Source organism: Micromonospora sp. NPDC004704 (assembly GCF_053601675.1).
Genome location: NZ_JBSGCD010000015.1, coordinates 139,814 through 156,388, shown reverse-complemented (window position 1 = coordinate 156,388; position 16,575 = coordinate 139,814). Strand labels below are relative to the sequence as shown.

At 72.7% G+C, this 16,575-nt stretch carries 12 protein-coding genes; 3 read left to right on the top strand and 9 right to left on the bottom strand.

Annotated features, from left to right (window positions below; all coding sequences use genetic code 11):
* Positions 1-371: 371 nt before the first annotated feature.
* Positions 372-1,142 carry an IclR family transcriptional regulator gene (locus ACWEFB_RS21800; protein WP_326557269.1) on the bottom strand — a complete coding sequence of 257 codons (771 nt, stop codon included), beginning with the start codon at positions 1,140-1,142 and terminating at the stop codon, positions 372-374.
* Between the two features lie 179 nt (positions 1,143-1,321).
* Here ACWEFB_RS21800 and ACWEFB_RS21795 point away from each other — a divergent pair, with 179 nt between their 5' ends.
* A complete protein-coding gene (locus tag ACWEFB_RS21795; protein WP_452287989.1) occupies positions 1,322-2,191 on the top strand; it encodes a fumarylacetoacetate hydrolase family protein in 870 nt (289 codons plus the stop codon).
* Positions 2,192-2,292: 101 nt separating this feature from the next.
* Here the strand turns inward: ACWEFB_RS21795 and ACWEFB_RS21790 are convergent, their stop codons facing one another.
* The 5 genes from ACWEFB_RS21790 to ACWEFB_RS21770 form a co-directional block, all read right to left on the bottom strand.
* Positions 2,293-5,061, bottom strand: a complete 2,769-nt coding sequence (locus ACWEFB_RS21790; RefSeq protein WP_452287987.1) for an FtsX-like permease family protein — start codon at positions 5,059-5,061, stop codon at positions 2,293-2,295.
* Positions 5,058-8,240: an FtsX-like permease family protein gene (locus tag ACWEFB_RS21785; RefSeq protein WP_452287985.1), complete on the bottom strand. Its 3,183-nt coding sequence runs from the start codon at positions 8,238-8,240 to the stop codon at positions 5,058-5,060. Before ACWEFB_RS21785 ends, ACWEFB_RS21790 begins: the two co-directional genes overlap by 4 nt.
* Before the next feature lie 7 nt (positions 8,241-8,247).
* A complete protein-coding gene (locus ACWEFB_RS21780; protein ID WP_452287983.1) occupies positions 8,248-8,970 on the bottom strand; it encodes an ABC transporter ATP-binding protein in 723 nt (240 codons plus the stop codon).
* Positions 8,967-9,899, bottom strand: coding sequence for an ABC transporter ATP-binding protein (locus ACWEFB_RS21775; RefSeq protein ID WP_452287981.1), 933 nt, complete (start codon positions 9,897-9,899; stop codon positions 8,967-8,969). Before ACWEFB_RS21775 ends, ACWEFB_RS21780 begins: the two co-directional genes overlap by 4 nt.
* Positions 9,900-10,340: 441 nt before the next feature.
* The gene (locus tag ACWEFB_RS21770) at positions 10,341-10,535 is read right to left on the bottom strand and encodes a hypothetical protein (RefSeq protein ID WP_452287979.1); all 195 of its coding nucleotides are present in this window, start codon (positions 10,533-10,535) and stop codon (positions 10,341-10,343) included.
* Positions 10,536-10,559: 24 nt separating this feature from the next.
* Here ACWEFB_RS21770 and ACWEFB_RS21765 point away from each other — a divergent pair, with 24 nt between their 5' ends.
* Together ACWEFB_RS21765 and ACWEFB_RS21760 are read left to right on the top strand one after the other, a co-directional pair.
* Entirely contained in the window at positions 10,560-12,548 is a 1,989-nt protein-coding gene (locus ACWEFB_RS21765) for a DNRLRE domain-containing protein (protein ID WP_452287977.1), read from the top strand.
* Positions 12,549-12,723: 175 nt separating this feature from the next.
* Positions 12,724-13,089: a hypothetical protein gene (locus ACWEFB_RS21760; protein WP_452287975.1), complete on the top strand. Its 366-nt coding sequence runs from the start codon at positions 12,724-12,726 to the stop codon at positions 13,087-13,089.
* A gap of 102 nt (positions 13,090-13,191) precedes the next feature.
* Here the strand turns inward: ACWEFB_RS21760 and ACWEFB_RS21755 are convergent, their stop codons facing one another.
* From ACWEFB_RS21755 to ACWEFB_RS21745, 3 genes are all read right to left on the bottom strand, one after another.
* Entirely contained in the window at positions 13,192-13,758 is a 567-nt protein-coding gene (locus tag ACWEFB_RS21755) for a histidine kinase (protein WP_452287973.1), read from the bottom strand.
* Positions 13,759-13,948: 190 nt separating this feature from the next.
* Positions 13,949-15,538: a phospholipase D family protein gene (locus ACWEFB_RS21750; RefSeq protein ID WP_452287971.1), complete on the bottom strand. Its 1,590-nt coding sequence runs from the start codon at positions 15,536-15,538 to the stop codon at positions 13,949-13,951.
* 448 nt (positions 15,539-15,986) lie between these two features.
* Positions 15,987-16,535, bottom strand: a complete 549-nt coding sequence (locus tag ACWEFB_RS21745; protein WP_452287969.1) for a dihydrofolate reductase family protein — start codon at positions 16,533-16,535, stop codon at positions 15,987-15,989.
* Positions 16,536-16,575: the final 40 nt, after the last annotated feature.

Here is a 16,575-nt window from a genome sequence, read left to right as displayed (position 1 = left end):
GCGAACACCGCGTTCCTAGTGCTTCAGCTGTGTTTCGATGTCGGCGACTGCGGGCACGCGGCCCGCATCGATCAACGCGTGCGCGTACTCGTCGTTGGCCAGCTACCGCCCTGAGGGCTCGATGGCACAGAAGTTGGTGGGGTTGTCCCGGCGGCGTCGGGCCCGCCCATGGCGCCGTCCACCCCCGCAGTCCACGGCGACCGGGCCGAGAAAGCGGTGCTGACGTTCCAGTTCGGTCGGTCCACGGGACACCACCGTTCGAAATTTCGAACTATGTTCGAGATATCGTGTCGAGTGGACGCGACGCTAGAGGAACACAGGGAGGCATGTCAATGTTTCGATGCGATTTCCGGTCGGAACCGGCAAGCCGACTATCGAGCCGGGGCCAGGTAGCCCATCCGGGCGGACAGCGTGGCCGCGCCCTCGCGTACCAGCGCGGTCCACTCCACGTGCGCCTGCGGGGTCCAGCGAATGGTCGGCGCGGACACGCTCATCGCGGCGATGGTTGCGCCGGAATGGTCCCGGACCGCCGCGGCGACGCAGCGCATGGCGCTGTCGGACTCACCGATGTCGAACGCGACGCTCTCGGCCCGGACATGTTCGAGATGTGCCCGCAGGCGGTCCGGATCGGTGATGCTGTCCGGCGTCATGCCCGACAGGACACCCTTCGGCAGGACGACGTCCAGGCCCGCCTGATCGAGGCCCGACAGCAGTATCTTGCCGACCGCCGTGCAGTGGGCCGGCAGCCGCCGCCCGACCGCAGAGACCATCCGGATCGGGTGGGTGCTGTCGACCTTGACAAGGTAGATGACATCGGCACCGTCGAGCACGGCCACGTGAACCGCCTCGTCGCACGCGGCGGCCACGTCCCGCGCGACGCTCTGCGCCTCGCGGACCAGGTCGAGCCGGCCGGCGAACGCCGCACCGAGCTGGAACAGCGGCATGCCGAGCCGATACTGCACCGGCTGGCCCGGAACGGAGATCAGGTACGAGCGCGCCTCGAGCGTGACGAGCAACTCGTGGACGGTGGTGCGGGGTAGGTCGAGCCGCTCCATCACCTCACGGGCCGACAGCTGAGGGCGGTCCAGAAACAGTTCGAGGATGTCGAGTGCGCGAATGACCGCCGGTACCACACGGGGCATGTCGATAGTCCCTTCGGAATGCCGGACTCGTGTCAACGATCTCCACACGGACCGGCACCTGAAGAGGGTAACCGCGTCGTCCCCCGCGCCAGGTTCCGGGCTCGTCGCCCGCAGAAGCGGTCCCGACGCAACCAGAAACAGCTACGTTCGCTGCTTTTCCCCACACCTAGGATGGTCAAATGTCGATCTCCATTCACCACCTGCGCGCCGGCAACGCCTCACGCTGGGCCGTACGCCGGGACGGCGAGTGGGGCGAGCTCGACGCCAGCCTCGCCGACCTGCTCGCCCTACCGCTCGACCAGGCCCGCGCTGTGGTCGAGGCCGCCGCCCGCGAAGCCCGTGGCGACATGCCCGGAGACAGGGCGCTTCCACCCGTGGACCGGCAGGAGGTGTGGGCGGCCGGGGTGACGTACCTGCGCAGCCGCGACGGACGACAGGAGGAGTCCGGACACGGTTCCCTCTACGACCACGTCTACGTCAGTGACCGTCCCGAGATCTTCTTCAAGTCCAGTCCGTGGCGGGTTGTCGGCGACCGCGACGCCGTCGGGATCCGTGTCGACTCCGGCTGGGACGTACCCGAGCCCGAGGTTGGCCTGGTGCTCAACGCGGCCGGGGACGTGTTCGGTTACACGCTGGGCAACGACATGAGCAGCCGATCGATCGAGGGTGAGAACCCGCTCTACCTCCCGCAGGCGAAAATCTACGACCGCTCCTGTGCGCTCGGCCCGGCGATCGTACCGAGCTGGGCGATCGACCCGGACACGATCCAGATCGGGATGCGGGTGCTGCGTGAGGGCCGCGAGGCGTACGCCGGAGCGACCTCGACGTCGGCGATGGCCCGCGGTTTCAAGGACCTGGCCGGCTGGTTGTTCCGAGCGCTGAGCTTTCCGGCCGGCGTGGTGCTGCTGACCGGCACCGGCATTGTGCCGGAGGCCGAGTTCACCACACGACCCGGTGACACGATCGAGATCACGTCCGCGGCACTCGGAACGCTGACCAACCCCGTCGTTGCGGTCGGCGATGCGACCGGTGGGCAGAGACGACCGTGACGCGGGCAAACACGACGGCACGATTCGCGCCGATGCCGAACCCGGAGACTTCCTCCAGCTGACCGGCGCCCACCACCAGAGGTGACAGCCCCACTGGGCCGTCACTCGCCCGCGCGGAGCACCTCGCTCAGCCGGTCGCGCCGCCGTAGCGCCGACTCGACGGGGACGACCGTGGCGGCCGCCGCCAGCAACGCCATGCCCACCAGGCCGAGCATCCACCAGGGCAGGACGACCGCCGGGTCGGTGGCTTGGCCGGTGAGCAGCCGCAAGTCGAGCGGGCCGAGTGTCAGGCGTGCGAGCAGGGCCCCGAGCAACGGGCCGTACACCGCAGCGACCACGACCGGCGGCAGCAGCTCTCCGGCGGCGACCCAGCGGGCGTCGCGTGGCCGCAGGCCGAGGGTCCGCAGCCGGGTCAGGGTCTGCCACCGCTCCGGCGCACCCGCGGCCGAGGCGAGCATGAGGCCGAGCAGCCCCAGCGCCAGCAGCGCCGCAGCGGCCGTCCACGTCAGGCGCAGTAGCCCCGCGGTCAGCGGGGCCGCCCGCTGCGCCCGCAGGACATCCGTGCGCAGCACGACGTCGGCGGCGACGCCGGTGCTCGACACGGCCCGTGCCGCGCCGGGGCCGGTCACCCAGACGGTGTTGGGGACGGCGGGCAGCCCGGCGGCGGCGAGAGCCGCGGCGTCCACGATGACGATGTCGGTGGCGGCGCCGACGGAGGGGGCGGTACCGACCGCAGCGAGACGGATCGCGGGGGCGCCATCGCGGGGAAGCTGCAGCCTGGTACCGGTCCGCAGGCCGCCGTCGCTCGATCGGACCAGCGCCGGCACGTCCCCGGGGCCAGGACCGGGTGCCGAGAGCCGGGCCAGCGCCGGCGCGTCCGGCAGCGGGGTGGCCGCGAGCAGGCGTTGGAACGCGGCGGCGTCCACGATGACCAGACGTGGGGCGAGTGCGGTCGAGTCGGCGACGACGCGCGCCGAGTCGGTCACCTGTGCGGTGAGGACCTGCCGTACCCCGGGTGCGGCAGCGATGCGCTCGGCGAGTGCGGGCGTGGAGGCCGCGGCGTCGGCGCCGACGTCGAGGCGGGCGTCGGCACCGACGGTGCTCCACGCGCCGTCGGTGAGGCCCCGGGCGGTGGTGGCGCCGAGGATGAGCGCGAACGACGCCAGCGCCGTGGCGCTCACCAGTACCAGCAGCGGCAGCGCGCGCCCGGCCGTCGCGGCCGCCCGGGCTGCGCCGAACACGGCCAGCGGACGGCGGGAGCGCAGGGCCTGCCGGAGCGACAACCGCACCCCGACGGGCACCAGCCGGAGCAGGACGAGCGCGCCGGTGAGCACGCCCAGCGCGAGCGCGCTCATGGGCAGGGCCAGGTCGCCGGTCAGCTCTCCGGCGTCGCCGACGGGGTCGGCGGCGGGCACGATCCCGCGTTGGTGCAGTGCGACGAAGGCGGCGACCGCGGCGATCAGGACAGCGGCCTCCAGGGCGGCGCGGCGCAGCTGTCCGGTGCCGCGGAGCCGGCTGCGTGCGGCCCGGTTGGCGGGCCTGCGCCGATCGCGGCTGGCTCGGGCGGCGGCGAGTGTGCCGAACGCCGGCCCGGCGACGGCGCCGGCCAGGACCACGGGAACCGCCCAGGACCAGGAGACGCCCGCCGCCACCGCGCGGGCGATCGCGAGCCCGACGACGGCGGCCGACAGGGTCACCGCGGCCGACTCGATCAGCAGTTCCGCGCCGAGGTCGGGCAGCGCCGCACCGCGCTGCCGGGCGGCGCTCAACGCCGGGGTACGGCGGCGGACCAGCAGATCGGCGGCGAGCAGCAGGACCAGTACCGTGGCGGTCAGAACCCCGGCGAGCAGGACGGCGGCTTGCGCGGAAGCGGCGCTGATCTGGGTACGGGCGTCGCGCAGCACGGTGTCGAGCTGCGATTCCCACTTCAGGGACTCGTCGCGGACGCTCGACGAACCGGAGGTGGCCTTCAGCTCGACCACGGTGCCGGCGAGCGCCGCGGCGGCGTCCCAGGTGAGTTCGCCGGGTTCGGGGGTGAAACGGACGGTGCGCTGCAGTTGGTCCTCGTCGACGGCGAGACGGGCGTCCGGGAGCGACTCACGCGACAGCAGGCCGGCGAGGCGGGTGCTGCCCACGCCGTCGGCGCCGGGTACGGGTCGCAGCAGCGACGGGGCGAGTCGCCAGGCGGGATCGGCGCTGTCCGCAGGTCGGTAGATCCCGCTGATCCGTACGTCCTTGTCGCGCTTCTGATCGTCCTTGAGCGGGATTCGGTCGCCCGGGCCGAGGTTGAGTGCGGCGGCGTCCGCCTCGGACAGGCCGACCTGCACCGGCCAGGGCGGTCCGTGGTAGGGGATCTCGACGGCCTGGTCCGGGTCGGCGACGGCGGGGCCGGGCGCGCTGCCGGCGATCCACGTCACGTCCGGGCCGCCGAAATCTCCGGCCAGGTACGTGAACTGGAACGTACGCAGCACGCTACCGTCGGTGATGCTGAAGATCGGGCCGTTGACGACGGCGACGGGCGGTTGCAGCACGGCATCCAGGCCGGCCCCGAGCATGTCCGCCGCCCGGCTGCGGAAGTCGTCGACCTCCCCGGCGAGGCGGGGTACCCGGATGCGTCCGCCGCTCGGGCCGTCGTCGCGCTTCCAGTTGGCGTGTACGAGGACGTCCGCGTCGTCGCCAGCGCGGCGGATCATGTCCTTCACGGCGTCGTCGGCGGCGGCGCGCAGCAGCGTCGGCACGGCCCCGGCGAGTAGCGCGACGGCCGCAACGACAGCGGCGGTGAGCAGCAGCGGTCCGGCGTCGGCGCGGGCGCGGCCCCGGACGCTGGGCCAGTGCGGTGCCGGCCGTCGGCGAGCCAGCCAATGGTTCACGACGCCACCCGCAGGTGCGCGGCGTCGGCTCGGCGGACCTGGAGGGTGATCACGACGGTGACGGCGAGCGTGCACCCGGCCAGGAGCCCGGCGAGCAGTGCGGCCTCGGCGGTCCACGGCCAGAGTGGCTGGGCGGCCGGAACGGGCGCGGCGCCGGTGTCGGAGCGTACGAGCAGGGGTACGACGACGTGGGTGGCGAGCGCGCCGACGGCCGCGCCCGCCGCGAGCAGCGGCAGCAGAACACCGGCGTGCTGGCCGAGCAGCACGGCCCGGATGCCGCGCCGGGACATCCCCAGGCCGCGCAGCCGCGCCACCTCGACGGCGCGGGCCTGCAGGTCGCAGGTCACGTGCAGGACGACGCCGGCGAGCAGCAGCAGGGCCGCGGCCGGGACGACCAGCCGGAGCGCGGCCGGCAGCCCGGCGCGCAGCGGGCCGCCGGTGAGGCGGGCGGTCTCTGCCTCGCGCGTCGTGACGGTGCCCAGGTGCAGGGCGGTGGCCCGCTCGGCGGCACCGGGTCCGGCGGGGTGGCCGACCCACCAGGCGTCGACCGGGAACGTCAGGTCGCCGGTGACGGCAAGTGCGCGGGACAGGGTGTCCAGGTCGGCCAGGACGGCGACGGCGCCGGGGGCGGACGGGACGGTCGGCACGACCTCGGTGACGACGATCGGGACGGGCGTGGTGCCGACCGTGACGCTGAGCTGCCGGCCGCGGTCGGCACCGACGTCGCTGGCGAAGCGGGCGGAGACGGCGACGGGCACCGGGCCGGGGTTCGGGAAGGCGGTGGCGACGAGGTTCCGGGCGGCGTCCGGGGCGCCGCCGAGGTCGACGGTTGCCGCCATCCGCAGCTCGGTTCCCGTCGATGTGGCGGACAGCGCGACGGTCGGGTCGCTGAGCTGCCCCGCCACCGGCGGAGCGGATGTGGCGGTCCACTCCGATCCGTCAGCCGATACGTCCGGCGGCACGGTGAGCGTGACGGCCACGGCGATGCGGCCCGCGACCGCGTCGGACCCACCATCCGGTCCGGTCGGGTCGGGCGCCACCGGCAGGGACACCGCGACGAGGCGCAGTCCGTCCGCCGTCGCGCACGCGGGCAGCCGGTGCTCCCGCCCGTCGAGCGGCACCGGAGGACCGGTGCAGGGCGTACGCAGGCCGGTGGCGTCCTGTAGCAGCAGCCGGGGCGTCACGGCGAGCGAGGTGCCGCCGGCCGCGGTCCCGCTCAGGACGAGCGGGGCCCCAGCCGGAATGGCGAGGCCGTTGACGCGGGCGGGTGGTGCGAGAGCGGCTCCCACCTCCGTCCAGTTGCGGTCGCCGTCCAGCCGCCCGCGCAGCAGCGCGTCGGCGCGGGTGAGGTCGACGGCGACCAGGCGTGGCGCCTCACCGGCGGTGCCGAGCCACTGCCCGACGGCGGTGCCTCGGTCGACCGCCGGGCTCACCTGCCCCGCGGTGGCCGCGCTGACGGCCGCGCCCTGCCCGGCGACCGGCGGCGTGGTGAGGGCGAGCGCCAGGTCGGTGCCAACGGAAAGCTCGGCCTGGTCGTACTGCGACCGTTCCCAGGTGGCGTCGAAGGCGATGCCGAAGGTCCCGGCCGCGCAGGCCAGCCCGACGAGCAGCCCGGCGGCGACCGCCTGGGGCCGGCGGGCGGCCTCGGAGGCCGCCAACGGCAGCACCAGCCCCCGGGCGCGGCGCGCCAGCCGGTCGGCGCCGCGCAGGGCGGGCAGCACCACGCGGAGCACCAGGGCGGCGCCTGCGGTGAGCAGCAGCGCCGGCGCGAGCACCCGGACCGCGTCGGCGCGCGGGCTGGCGGTGGTGGGCTGCGCGTACAGCTGCCACCACCCGACGGCGGCAAATGCCGCGAGCAGCAGGTCGGCGCCCGATCGGGCCAGCAGTTCGCGCCGGTTGCGCCGGTCGCCGGCTGCCGGGACGGGCCGGATCGCCAGGACGATGAGCACGACGGCGAGCACCAACGCGCCGCTGGCGACCGCCAGGACCTGAGCGCCGGTGACGGCCGGAGGGACGGTCAGACCGGCGCCGTCCAGCGGCGACAGGTGGGTCAGGCCGGCGTGCACGGCCGACGAGGCCGGTATCGAGAGCGCGGTGGCGAGGGCGGCGACGACCACGGCCTCGAGTGTCGCGGTGGCGGCGAGCTGGCCGCGGCTGGTGCCCAGGGCGGACAGCAGGGCGGTCTCGTCGGCGCGCATGCCCGCGGTCAGCCGGCCGGCGAGGGCGAGTGCGGTCGCGGCCAGGACGCCGCCGAGAACCGCGACGGCGAGCACGACGGCGCCGGTGACGTGTCGCTGGTTGTCGGCGGCCCGCAGGGTCAGTGGCAGGGCGGAGGAGACACGTTCGAGCTGGACGCGCTCGCCGAGGGTGCCCGCCAGCCGGCGGTCGGCGGCGCGGACGGCCCCGGCCACGGTCTGAAGGTCGCGGCGGTTGGAGTGGGACAGGTCCGGATGGGCGGTGATCTCGAGCCGGTCGAGGGTCGCACCGTTGGTGATTAGGTCGGCGAGGTCGACGATGAAGGGGCCGTAGGCGTTGACGGGCTGCCCGAAGCGGCCGTCCCGGTACCCGGTGGCAGAGCCGGCGGCGGCCAGCGGGTCGCGGTCCCAGCCGCGGCCCGGCAGCGGGCGTACGACACCGACGACGGTCACGTCGAGGGCCGGGACGGGCGCGTGGGCCAGCTCCGCGCCGAGGTGGACCCGGCTGCCGGGGCCGAGGCCGAGCAGTTGGGCGGTGGACTCCAGCACCACCGTGTCACCGGGGTCTCGTGGCCAGCGCCCCGTCATCAGTTGGGCTCGGGCCGGCAGGTCGTCCAGCCCCGACAGGTACGCCTGGGCCGGGACGGTGGTGCCCGGGGCGAGCCCCGGCGGCAGCGCCCGCAGCACGGTCGACGCCCGCGCGGTCGTCGTCGACGGGAACGGTACGAGCGCGGAGGTCACCACGGTACGGGTGTCGGCGGTGACGGATGGCGCGTCCCGGCCCTCGATGGTGCCGGTGTAGGCGGTCACGTCGACGGCAGCGGGGGCGGCGCGGGCCATGGCCACCTCCAGCGCCCGCTCGGCGGTGCGGGTGCTCAGCAGGGTGCAGGTGCCGAGCAGGGTCGCGCCGACCGTGACGACCCCGAGGAGGGCTGCCAGCAACGGCCACTGCGCGCGGGCGCGGCGGCTGACCAGCCTCAGCATCGTCGCGTCACGTGGCGCCCGGCACGTGCCCGTACGGCTGCTCGGCCGCCTGCTCGTCGAGTTGCCCGTCGTGGATGCGGATCACCCGGTCGGCCAACGCCATCATCACCGCGTCGTGTGTCGACACCAGTGCGGTGACGCCTTCGGACTCCACCACCCCGCGCAGCAGGGCCATCACCGACAGACCCGTCTCGGCGTCAAGTTGCCCCGTCGGCTCGTCGGCGATCAGCAGCCGGGGTGAGGCGGCCAGCGCACGCGCGATCGCCACCCGCTGCTGCTGGCCGCCGGACAGCTCGGCCGGCCGCTGCCGGGCATGGTCGGCCAGGCCCACCAGGTCCAGCAGCAGTTCGACTCGCCGCTCGCGCTCGGCCGGGGCGACGCGGGCCAGCCGCAGCGGGGCGCCGACGTTCTCCGCCGCCGACAGCACCGGGATCAGCCCGAAGCTCTGGAAGACGTACGACACCTTCTCGCGCCGCAGCCGGGACAGGCCGTCCTCCCCGAGCGCGGTGACGTCGGTGCCGTCGACGTGCACGGTGCCGGTGTCCGGGCGATCCAGGCCGCCGATGACGTTGAGCAGGGTGGTCTTGCCCGAGCCGGACCGGCCGACGAGCGCCACCATGGAACCGGCGGCCACGTCGAACGAGACGCCGCGCAGGGCGTGCACGGCGGTCGGCCCGGTGCTGAAACGCCGGTGCACACCACGCACGCTGAGCAGCGGCTCGGTGCTCATTCGTCGCTTTCCTCGTCGGGGCGGATCGTGATGTGGTCGGGCTCCAGGGCCAGCCGGACCCGCCGGGTCAGCGCCAGCGCCTGGCGGAAGTCGCGCGGCACCTGAACCCGCCCGGCCCGGTCCATCACGGCGTACTCCTCGGCGATCATGTGCGTGTCGCCCTCCGCGTTGGTGGTGGTACGGCGCAGCACCTCGCTACTGGTGCGCCCGTCCCGGATCGCGACGGTCCGTTCGACCTGGCCGCTGACCTCCGGGTCGTGGGTCACCACGACAACGGTGACGCCGTACCGTCGGTTGACGTCCCGCAGTACGCCGAAGACCTCCGCGGACGTGGCGGCATCCAGTTCGCCGGTCGGCTCGTCGGCGAGCAGGACCCGCGGCTTGTTGGCCAGCGCCACCGCGATCGCGACCCGCATCTGCTGTCCGCCGGAGAGCTGGGCGGGGCGCCGATCGGCACAGTCGGCGACGCCGAGGCTGCCCAGCAGCTCGGCCGCGCGCTCCCGGCGTTGCTTCTTTCCGGTACGGGCCGCCGTCATCGGCAGGTCCACCATCTCCCGTGCGGTCAGGTAGGGGACCAGGTTGCTCGCCGTCTGCTGCCGTACGAAACCGACGGTGTGCCGCCGGTAGTCCACGCGGTCCGCGCGGGACATCGCCAGCAGGTTCCACTGGTCGACCCGCGCTCGGCCGGCGGTCGGGGCGTCGATGCCGGCCAGAATGGACAGCAGCGTCGACTTACCCGAGCCGGAGGCGCCGACGACGGCGACCATCTCACCGCTGTCCACGGCCAGGTCCAGTCCCTGCAGCGCCTGCACCTCGATCGAACCGGTCTGGTAGATCCGCACCAGGTTCTCGCAGACGATGAGCGCGTCCCGGCCGAACTCTGGCGCCCGCGCGGACGGCTGCGGCAAGGACAGCGGCGTGCTGGACATTCCCTCCTCCGTCCGGGTCGTGCCGACATCGGGCCAGCGTCGTGCAGCGATCGAGTACACCGAACGGACACCGGGTGTCACCTATCCGGCACGGAGGGTCGTGTAATGCGTCAGAAGCCTCGATCGCCCCCGCTAACGCAGTATTGAAGCAGTTTCGCAACCGGCTGCGTCGTTGACCCCTGCACGGGCTTGCCCGCGTCCCGCGGGCGCGGACAGCGGAACCCCTATCCGCCACGTACGGCGTCACCCGCGCCCGGTCGCCGTCGACGTACCGAGCAGCCCCGCAGTGCCTCGTCCAACCGGCGCGCGGCCGCCCGATGCATTGGCGGCCCGGGTCCCTCCGTCAACCCCGCCGCCCCCGACCTGCGGCGGGGTTTCCGAACGGCCGATTCAAGGATCACCCAAGCTTCCGTTCCAGGCCACCGAGAGATGGTTGCCTATCTATTCCTTGTGCTCCGAGGGGAGCGAGATGACAGGATCCATGAGCCCGTCCGCGCGCGGACCCGGGCAGTGGCGGGCGGTGGCCGTCGCGGCCGTCGCCGTCCTGACCGCGTCGCTGCTGATCGGCGGTCCGTTCCGGGCCAGCGCCAACCAGCCCGAACCCGAGTCGACGGCCAGCCGGCTCGACCCGGTCAAGGCCGCACAACAGGCGGCCAGGAGATGCCGAGGCGCAGCGACGAGGATGCGATCCGGTTCGCGGAGACCGAGGGCGTCACCTTCGACGACCTGGAGATGGACGACTACTCGGCACCGGAGGGACTGACCCAGGAGGATCGGGACGCGGCGAGCAACCCGAACGCGCCGCCCGGTGAGGATCCGGTGCCCCCGGACCCCACCCCGACCGGGCCGAATCCCACCCCGACCACCCCCACCCCGACACCTTCCGAACCGACACCACCACCGACCGGGCCGCCCGGTAAGGACCAGACGCTGGAGCTGCCACTGGTCGCCGGTGTCGCCACCACCAACTGGGGCTTCGAGGAGCAGGGCGAGCCACTGCTCGTTGCCGGCAGCTACGACTGGGGGGACGGCACGCACGACCTGTCCCGTACGTACCTGAGGTTTGACACGACGGCGCTGGCCGGACGTACGGTACGCAGCGCCACGCTGCGGCTGAACCAGGTCTTCGCCTGGTGCGACACCGACACGATCGACATCCGGGTGTTCCCGGTGACCGGCTCCTGGGCCCCGGAGACACTCGCCTGGAACCGGCAGCCGGCCACGGGCGCGACCGGTGTGGCCGCGGACGCCACCCCCGACTGCGAGGGCGTCGGGACGATGAGCTGGCCGGTGACCGCGACCGCCCAAATGTGGGCGACCGGTACGGCCAACCACGGCCTGGCCCTGCGTACGGTTCCGGAGGCCGGGGAGGGCCAGCACGAACGCTACTTCGACTCCGCCGTGCCGTGGGAGGGCGAGCCGGTTCCGCCCGTGCTGGAGGTGACCCTGGCCGGCACCGGGGCGCTCACGACCGGTTCGCGGGTACCGGGCGACGGTGGGCGCGCGGTCGACGCGGCGGCGCCCTCGCCCACCAGCCCCGGACAGATCACCCTGGCCGAATGCGACGGGACCTCGGCGACGACCAAGGCGTACGCGTCCAAGGGCTGGATCAAGAACCAGTACAACGCCTGCCACAAGCAGACCGGGCTGTTCGAATCCTGGGTCCGCAACCGGGGCGGTGTCTGGGTGCAGGTCGGGGCGGTGTCGTTCCGGATCACCCAACTCGTCACCACGTTCCGTGGTGTCCGGGACAGTTCACACCTCGCGGCTCGGGACACCAAGCTGAAATGGCGGCTGGACGACTTCCGGACCGTCTGGGGCACTCCCCCGCCGGCCGTCATGCCGGTGTCGCTGCTCCTGCTCAGAACCAGGGGTGCAGGGTCGCCCGACCCCTGCCAGCTCACCAGTGGGACGGACCGGGTGACCAAGACGTACGCGCAGTGGACGGCCGGTGTCACGGTCGACCACACGCTCCGCTCCCCGACGCCCGTCGGGGTGGGGCGGCACTACACCGCCAACTGCGACATCAACGCGGGTATCGAGTTCGTCTACGACCGGGTCAAGTTCACCGCCTTCGGCACGCACAAGGCCATCCGCTGCGACTCCTCACCGAACATCTCCGTCTACAACGGCGGCTGTGTGATCAGGAACGGCGTCTCGACCTTCAAGTTGAACAAGAACGATCTCAAGGTGCAGCACTCGGCCGAGCACATCGACACCGCACAGCAGACGCCCAACCTGACCGAACCGTTGCCGCCCGCGGGCCAGCGCAAGCACATCCCCGGCTCGCGGGAGAGCAACGACCCGCTGCACCGGCTGACCGGCGGCGGCATCAAGAACAACCGGGACCTCGCCATCGCCGCCTGCAACCGGATCTGGGGCACCAACCGGGACTCGTGCGACGAGTACCCGTTCGCCTCGACCAAGGAGGGGGCCCTGACCGGGCCGTTGTCCTACTCGGTGGACGAGATCCCACTGAAGGACAACTGCGCCTCCGGTTCCCGGCTGGGCTGGTTCTACCAGAAGCACCGCATCCTGCCCGGGGACCCGTTCTTCGTCCAGATCGTCGGCCAACCGGTCGACCCCGACGACCCGAACCCGAGTGAGCCACCGGACGAGCCCGGCGACACGTACTGCGACCAGCAGTAGCCGCGCTCCCGACCTCGTACGACGGACCGTCGCGCCTCGGTGGGCAACCACCCGCCGGGGCGCGACGGCCCCGTCCGCACCTCGCCCGCCGCGTACGATCGGCGCCCGTGGCCGAATTCGCACTCTACGCATGGGGCAACTTCCTTTACGAGACCGAACTCGACCGTCTTGCCGAGTGGCTCGACCCCCCGTCCTCACCGGCGAGCGGGTGTTCCTCCATCCGGACGTCGCGATGTCCGACGACGGGCCGCTGCGCGTCGACGCGAGCCGTTCCCTGTACGCCGTCAGCCGACGGTTCGTCTCCGGGCGCGACCTCGCGCTCGCACCACCGCGCACCGACGACTGGCGGATCGGCTACCTGCGGCTCGTGACCGACGGGTCGGTCGACGACGCCGAGCGGGTGCTCCGGGAGCTTGAGCAGCAGGGGTGCGAACTGAACCGCGACGACGATCCGGGGCGCAATCCGCTACCGATCGGCGAGATCGTGGCCGGGTGGGAGGAACTGCACGGCCAGTGGGACGTCGCGCTGGTCAGGCTGTAGGACGGGACCGGCCCTGCGGGTTCGTACAGCGGGTGCCGGTGACCGTGGTCCGGGGCAGGCGCCCCGCGCGGGAGTGACCGTCGAGGGTTTCGCCGTCCACCATCACGTCGAGGTCGAGGTGCCTGCCCGCAGCACGATCGACGCGATGTGTTGGGCGACCATGTCATGCAGTTCCCGCGCGATGGCACTGCGTTCGTTGGCCCGGACCAGGGCCAGTTCCGACAACCGGCGCCGCCGCTCCTCCGCGACCCGCCGCTCCGCCTGGCGGGCCTCCTGTCGCACCGCCGGCAGGTAGGCGCCGAGCAGCAGCGGGAGACCGATCAACACGGTGACCCGGTACAGCACCGGGACCAGATCCGCCGGCATGCTGTTCAACACGCGTTTGGCGTAGACGGTCGCCAACGCTCCCCAGCCGGCCAGCAACGCCCAGCCGGTGCGGTGCAACGCCAGCTCGAAGACGGCGAGACTCGCGGCAAGCTTGATCGGCACCAGCATGGTGGCACCGACCAACCCGGCCATTCCCAGCAGCGCCGACTGGACCAACACCGTGGCCAGGGGACACCGGCTTCCCCCGGCGCTGATCGCCGCCGCCGTGGCCGCCAGCACCCAGTCGGCCGGCCGCAGGGGTACGGCGGTGTCGCGCAACCTGCGCCAGGTACCCGAGCACACACGCAAGGACGATCAGCACCCGAACCGGCAACATCCTCCGGTCGAACGGTTGACCGATCCAGCCCACGACCACACGCGAACTGTAGGCCCGACGCCGGTCGATGTGCTCCTTCCGTGGTAGGAGGCAGTTCTACGAAGGCCGACCGACCGGCCCGACGATCCGAGCCGGCGCCGGGGTGTCGGTCGCCCGCTACCAGCTTCCACTGCGCCGGGCGTGCCAGGGACGGCCGTCCGGGTCGTAGACCAGGCGGTAGACCGGCACCGCCCAGACCCGGGTCAACCAGCGCAGCCGTTCCGGTTGGTGCGGGCGTAGCCGACCCGGCGGCCGGGGCCCGAGTTGGCCACCGTCATGCCACGCCTGTAGCGCCGCCGCGCCGGCCGCGATGGCTCGCACCGCCTCCTGCGGATCGAGCAGGTCGTCGTCCTCGCTGCCGTCGGCGGCCCGGTCCAGGTGCTCGCGCCACAGCCGCAGCCGCAGTTCGCGGGCGAACCGGCGGGCCCCGTCGCCGAGCCCGGACGGGTCGGTGGGCGTCCGGTCGTCGGCCGTGTCGTCGAGTACGGCGCAGGACAGTTCGCTGTCGTGGGTCCACGATCGGCGGTTGAAGTTGTCGCTGCCCACGCTCGCCCAGACGTCGTCCACCACACAGACCTTGGCGTGCACGTACACCGGGTCACCGGACCGGTTCTCCACGTCGAAGACGTGCACCCGCTCGGGTGCGGCGCGCTCGCAGAGGGCGAGCGCCTGCTCCCGCCCCACCATGTTCGGCGGCAGGGCCAGTCGACCGTCCACGTCGGGGTAGCGGGGCACCACGGCGACCAGGTGCAACTCCGGGTTGGCCCGCAACGCGGCGGCGAACAGGTCGGCCACCTCGGTCGACCAGAGGTACTGGTCCTCAAGGTAGATCAGCTTCCGGGCCCGGTGGATCGCCTTGGTGTAGCCACGGGCCACCGTACGCTCCCCGTCCGGGGCGAACGGGTAGCGCGGCCGGACTGCCGGATAGGTGCGCAGCACCTGGATGTGGTGCGGCCCGCAGGGCGGCGGGTCGGGGGGCTGGGCCGGCAGCGGGTCGGCTCTCAGGTCCGCCCCGCGCAGCCGGTCCCGCAGGTACGCCATGGGGTTCTCCGAGTCCAGCGGCATCGGATCGGTCCAGCGCTCCCGGAACGTGGTGTCCAGCGCACCGACCACCGGCCCCCGGACCGCCAACTGCACGTCATGCCAGGGCGGGCGGTCGCCGTAGCGGGGCGACATCGCCACCGCCTGCGGGTCGCCCCGGTGGTCGGCGTCATCGCGCCGGCTGTGGCAGAGGTCGATCCCACCGGCGAAGGCGATGTCCCGCTCCGGCTCGTTCGGGTGCCGCAGCACCACCAACTTCTGGTGGTGCGATCCGCCCCGCCGGACCCGCTGGTCGAGGAGCACCTCGCCACCGGCGGCCGAGACGGCCTCGCTGAGGCTGCGGTTCTCCTCCTCGCTGTACTGGAGCCGGTCCAGGTGGGAACGCCAGATCAGACCCTTGACCACCACGCCACGTTGCGCCGCCTGGCAGAACAACTCGGACACGGTGGGACCGTCCGGGCGCATCCGTTGGTCCGGGTCACCCCGCCAGTCGGTGAAGAACAGGTGGTCCCCGGCCCGCAACGCCTCGACCTCGGTCACCAACCGATCGAAGTACGCCGCGCCATGAATCAGCGGTTCGGCCTGGTTTCCGCTGGTAGAGGCGGGTAGGCGGGAGGTCGGATTGCCGCGCTCCCGCGCGGTGAGGAACCAGTCCTCCGTCGCCACGTGCCAGCCCTCCAAGGTCGATTACGTCCTCACCGTATGCCGACGGGGCCGGGCTCCGCACCACGAAGTGCGTTCGCCTGCCGCTCCGGGGGGCTCTGGCTAGCCCGGTCCGGGCTCGATTGGCGGTCGTTGTCCCCCGCTGGTGAGGGCCGGCCGGAGGGGCCGAGCGTGCACGGGCAGCGGGGGCGGGCCAGGGCCTGCGGGCCGCTACCGCACCCCGGTTATGGGTCGAAGGTTGAACAGTGCGGTGCTGGGCCCGGCAGGGTGCGGGTGCGGTTGCCGGCCGTTGGTGGTCGGTGGGATCCGTGGCCGCCTGATGCCGCTGCTGAGGGACCCGAAGGTCAGCCCACCCGGGCGCGGGGCCGCGCGTCGATCCGGTATCCGGTACGCCAGCACCACCTCGGCCGCCACCGCCGGCGATCCCCTCGAAGGACACGGGTGGCTCGTCTCAGGGGCGCGTGGGGCGGTAGGTCAGGACGACGATGCCCGAGGTGAAGGTCGTGCTGTCGACGAGTTCGACGGTGCTGGCGCTCTCGGGGCGGAAGAGTGCCTCGCCGCCGCCCTTGATGACGGGGTAGATCCAGACCTTGTACTCGTCCAGGAGCCCGTGCTTGGCCAGATCGTCGGTGAGTCGGCCGTTACCCCAGATGAGGATGTCCTTGCCGGCTTCGGATTTCAGTGTGGTCACGGCTTCGACGAGCTCGTCGCCCGGGATGATGTGGGAGTTGTCCCACGCGGCCGGCTTCTCGAGGGTCGAGGACACGGCGTACTTGGCGATGCTGTTGACGTGGTCGGCGTAGGGGTTGCCGCCCATGGCCGGCCATGCCTGGGCCATGCCCTCGTACGTGACGCGGCCGAGCAGGAGCGCGTCGCAGCCGAGCGTGAGGTTCAGGGCGTACGCCATGGCGTCCTCGCTGTTGTGTTGCATGGACCACAGGTGCGGGTTGTCGATGAAGCCGTCGAGGGTGGCGTAGGTGGAAGCGATGATCTTTCGCATGATGTCTCCTCAGGAGTACGTGCAGTCAGGTGCCGGTGAG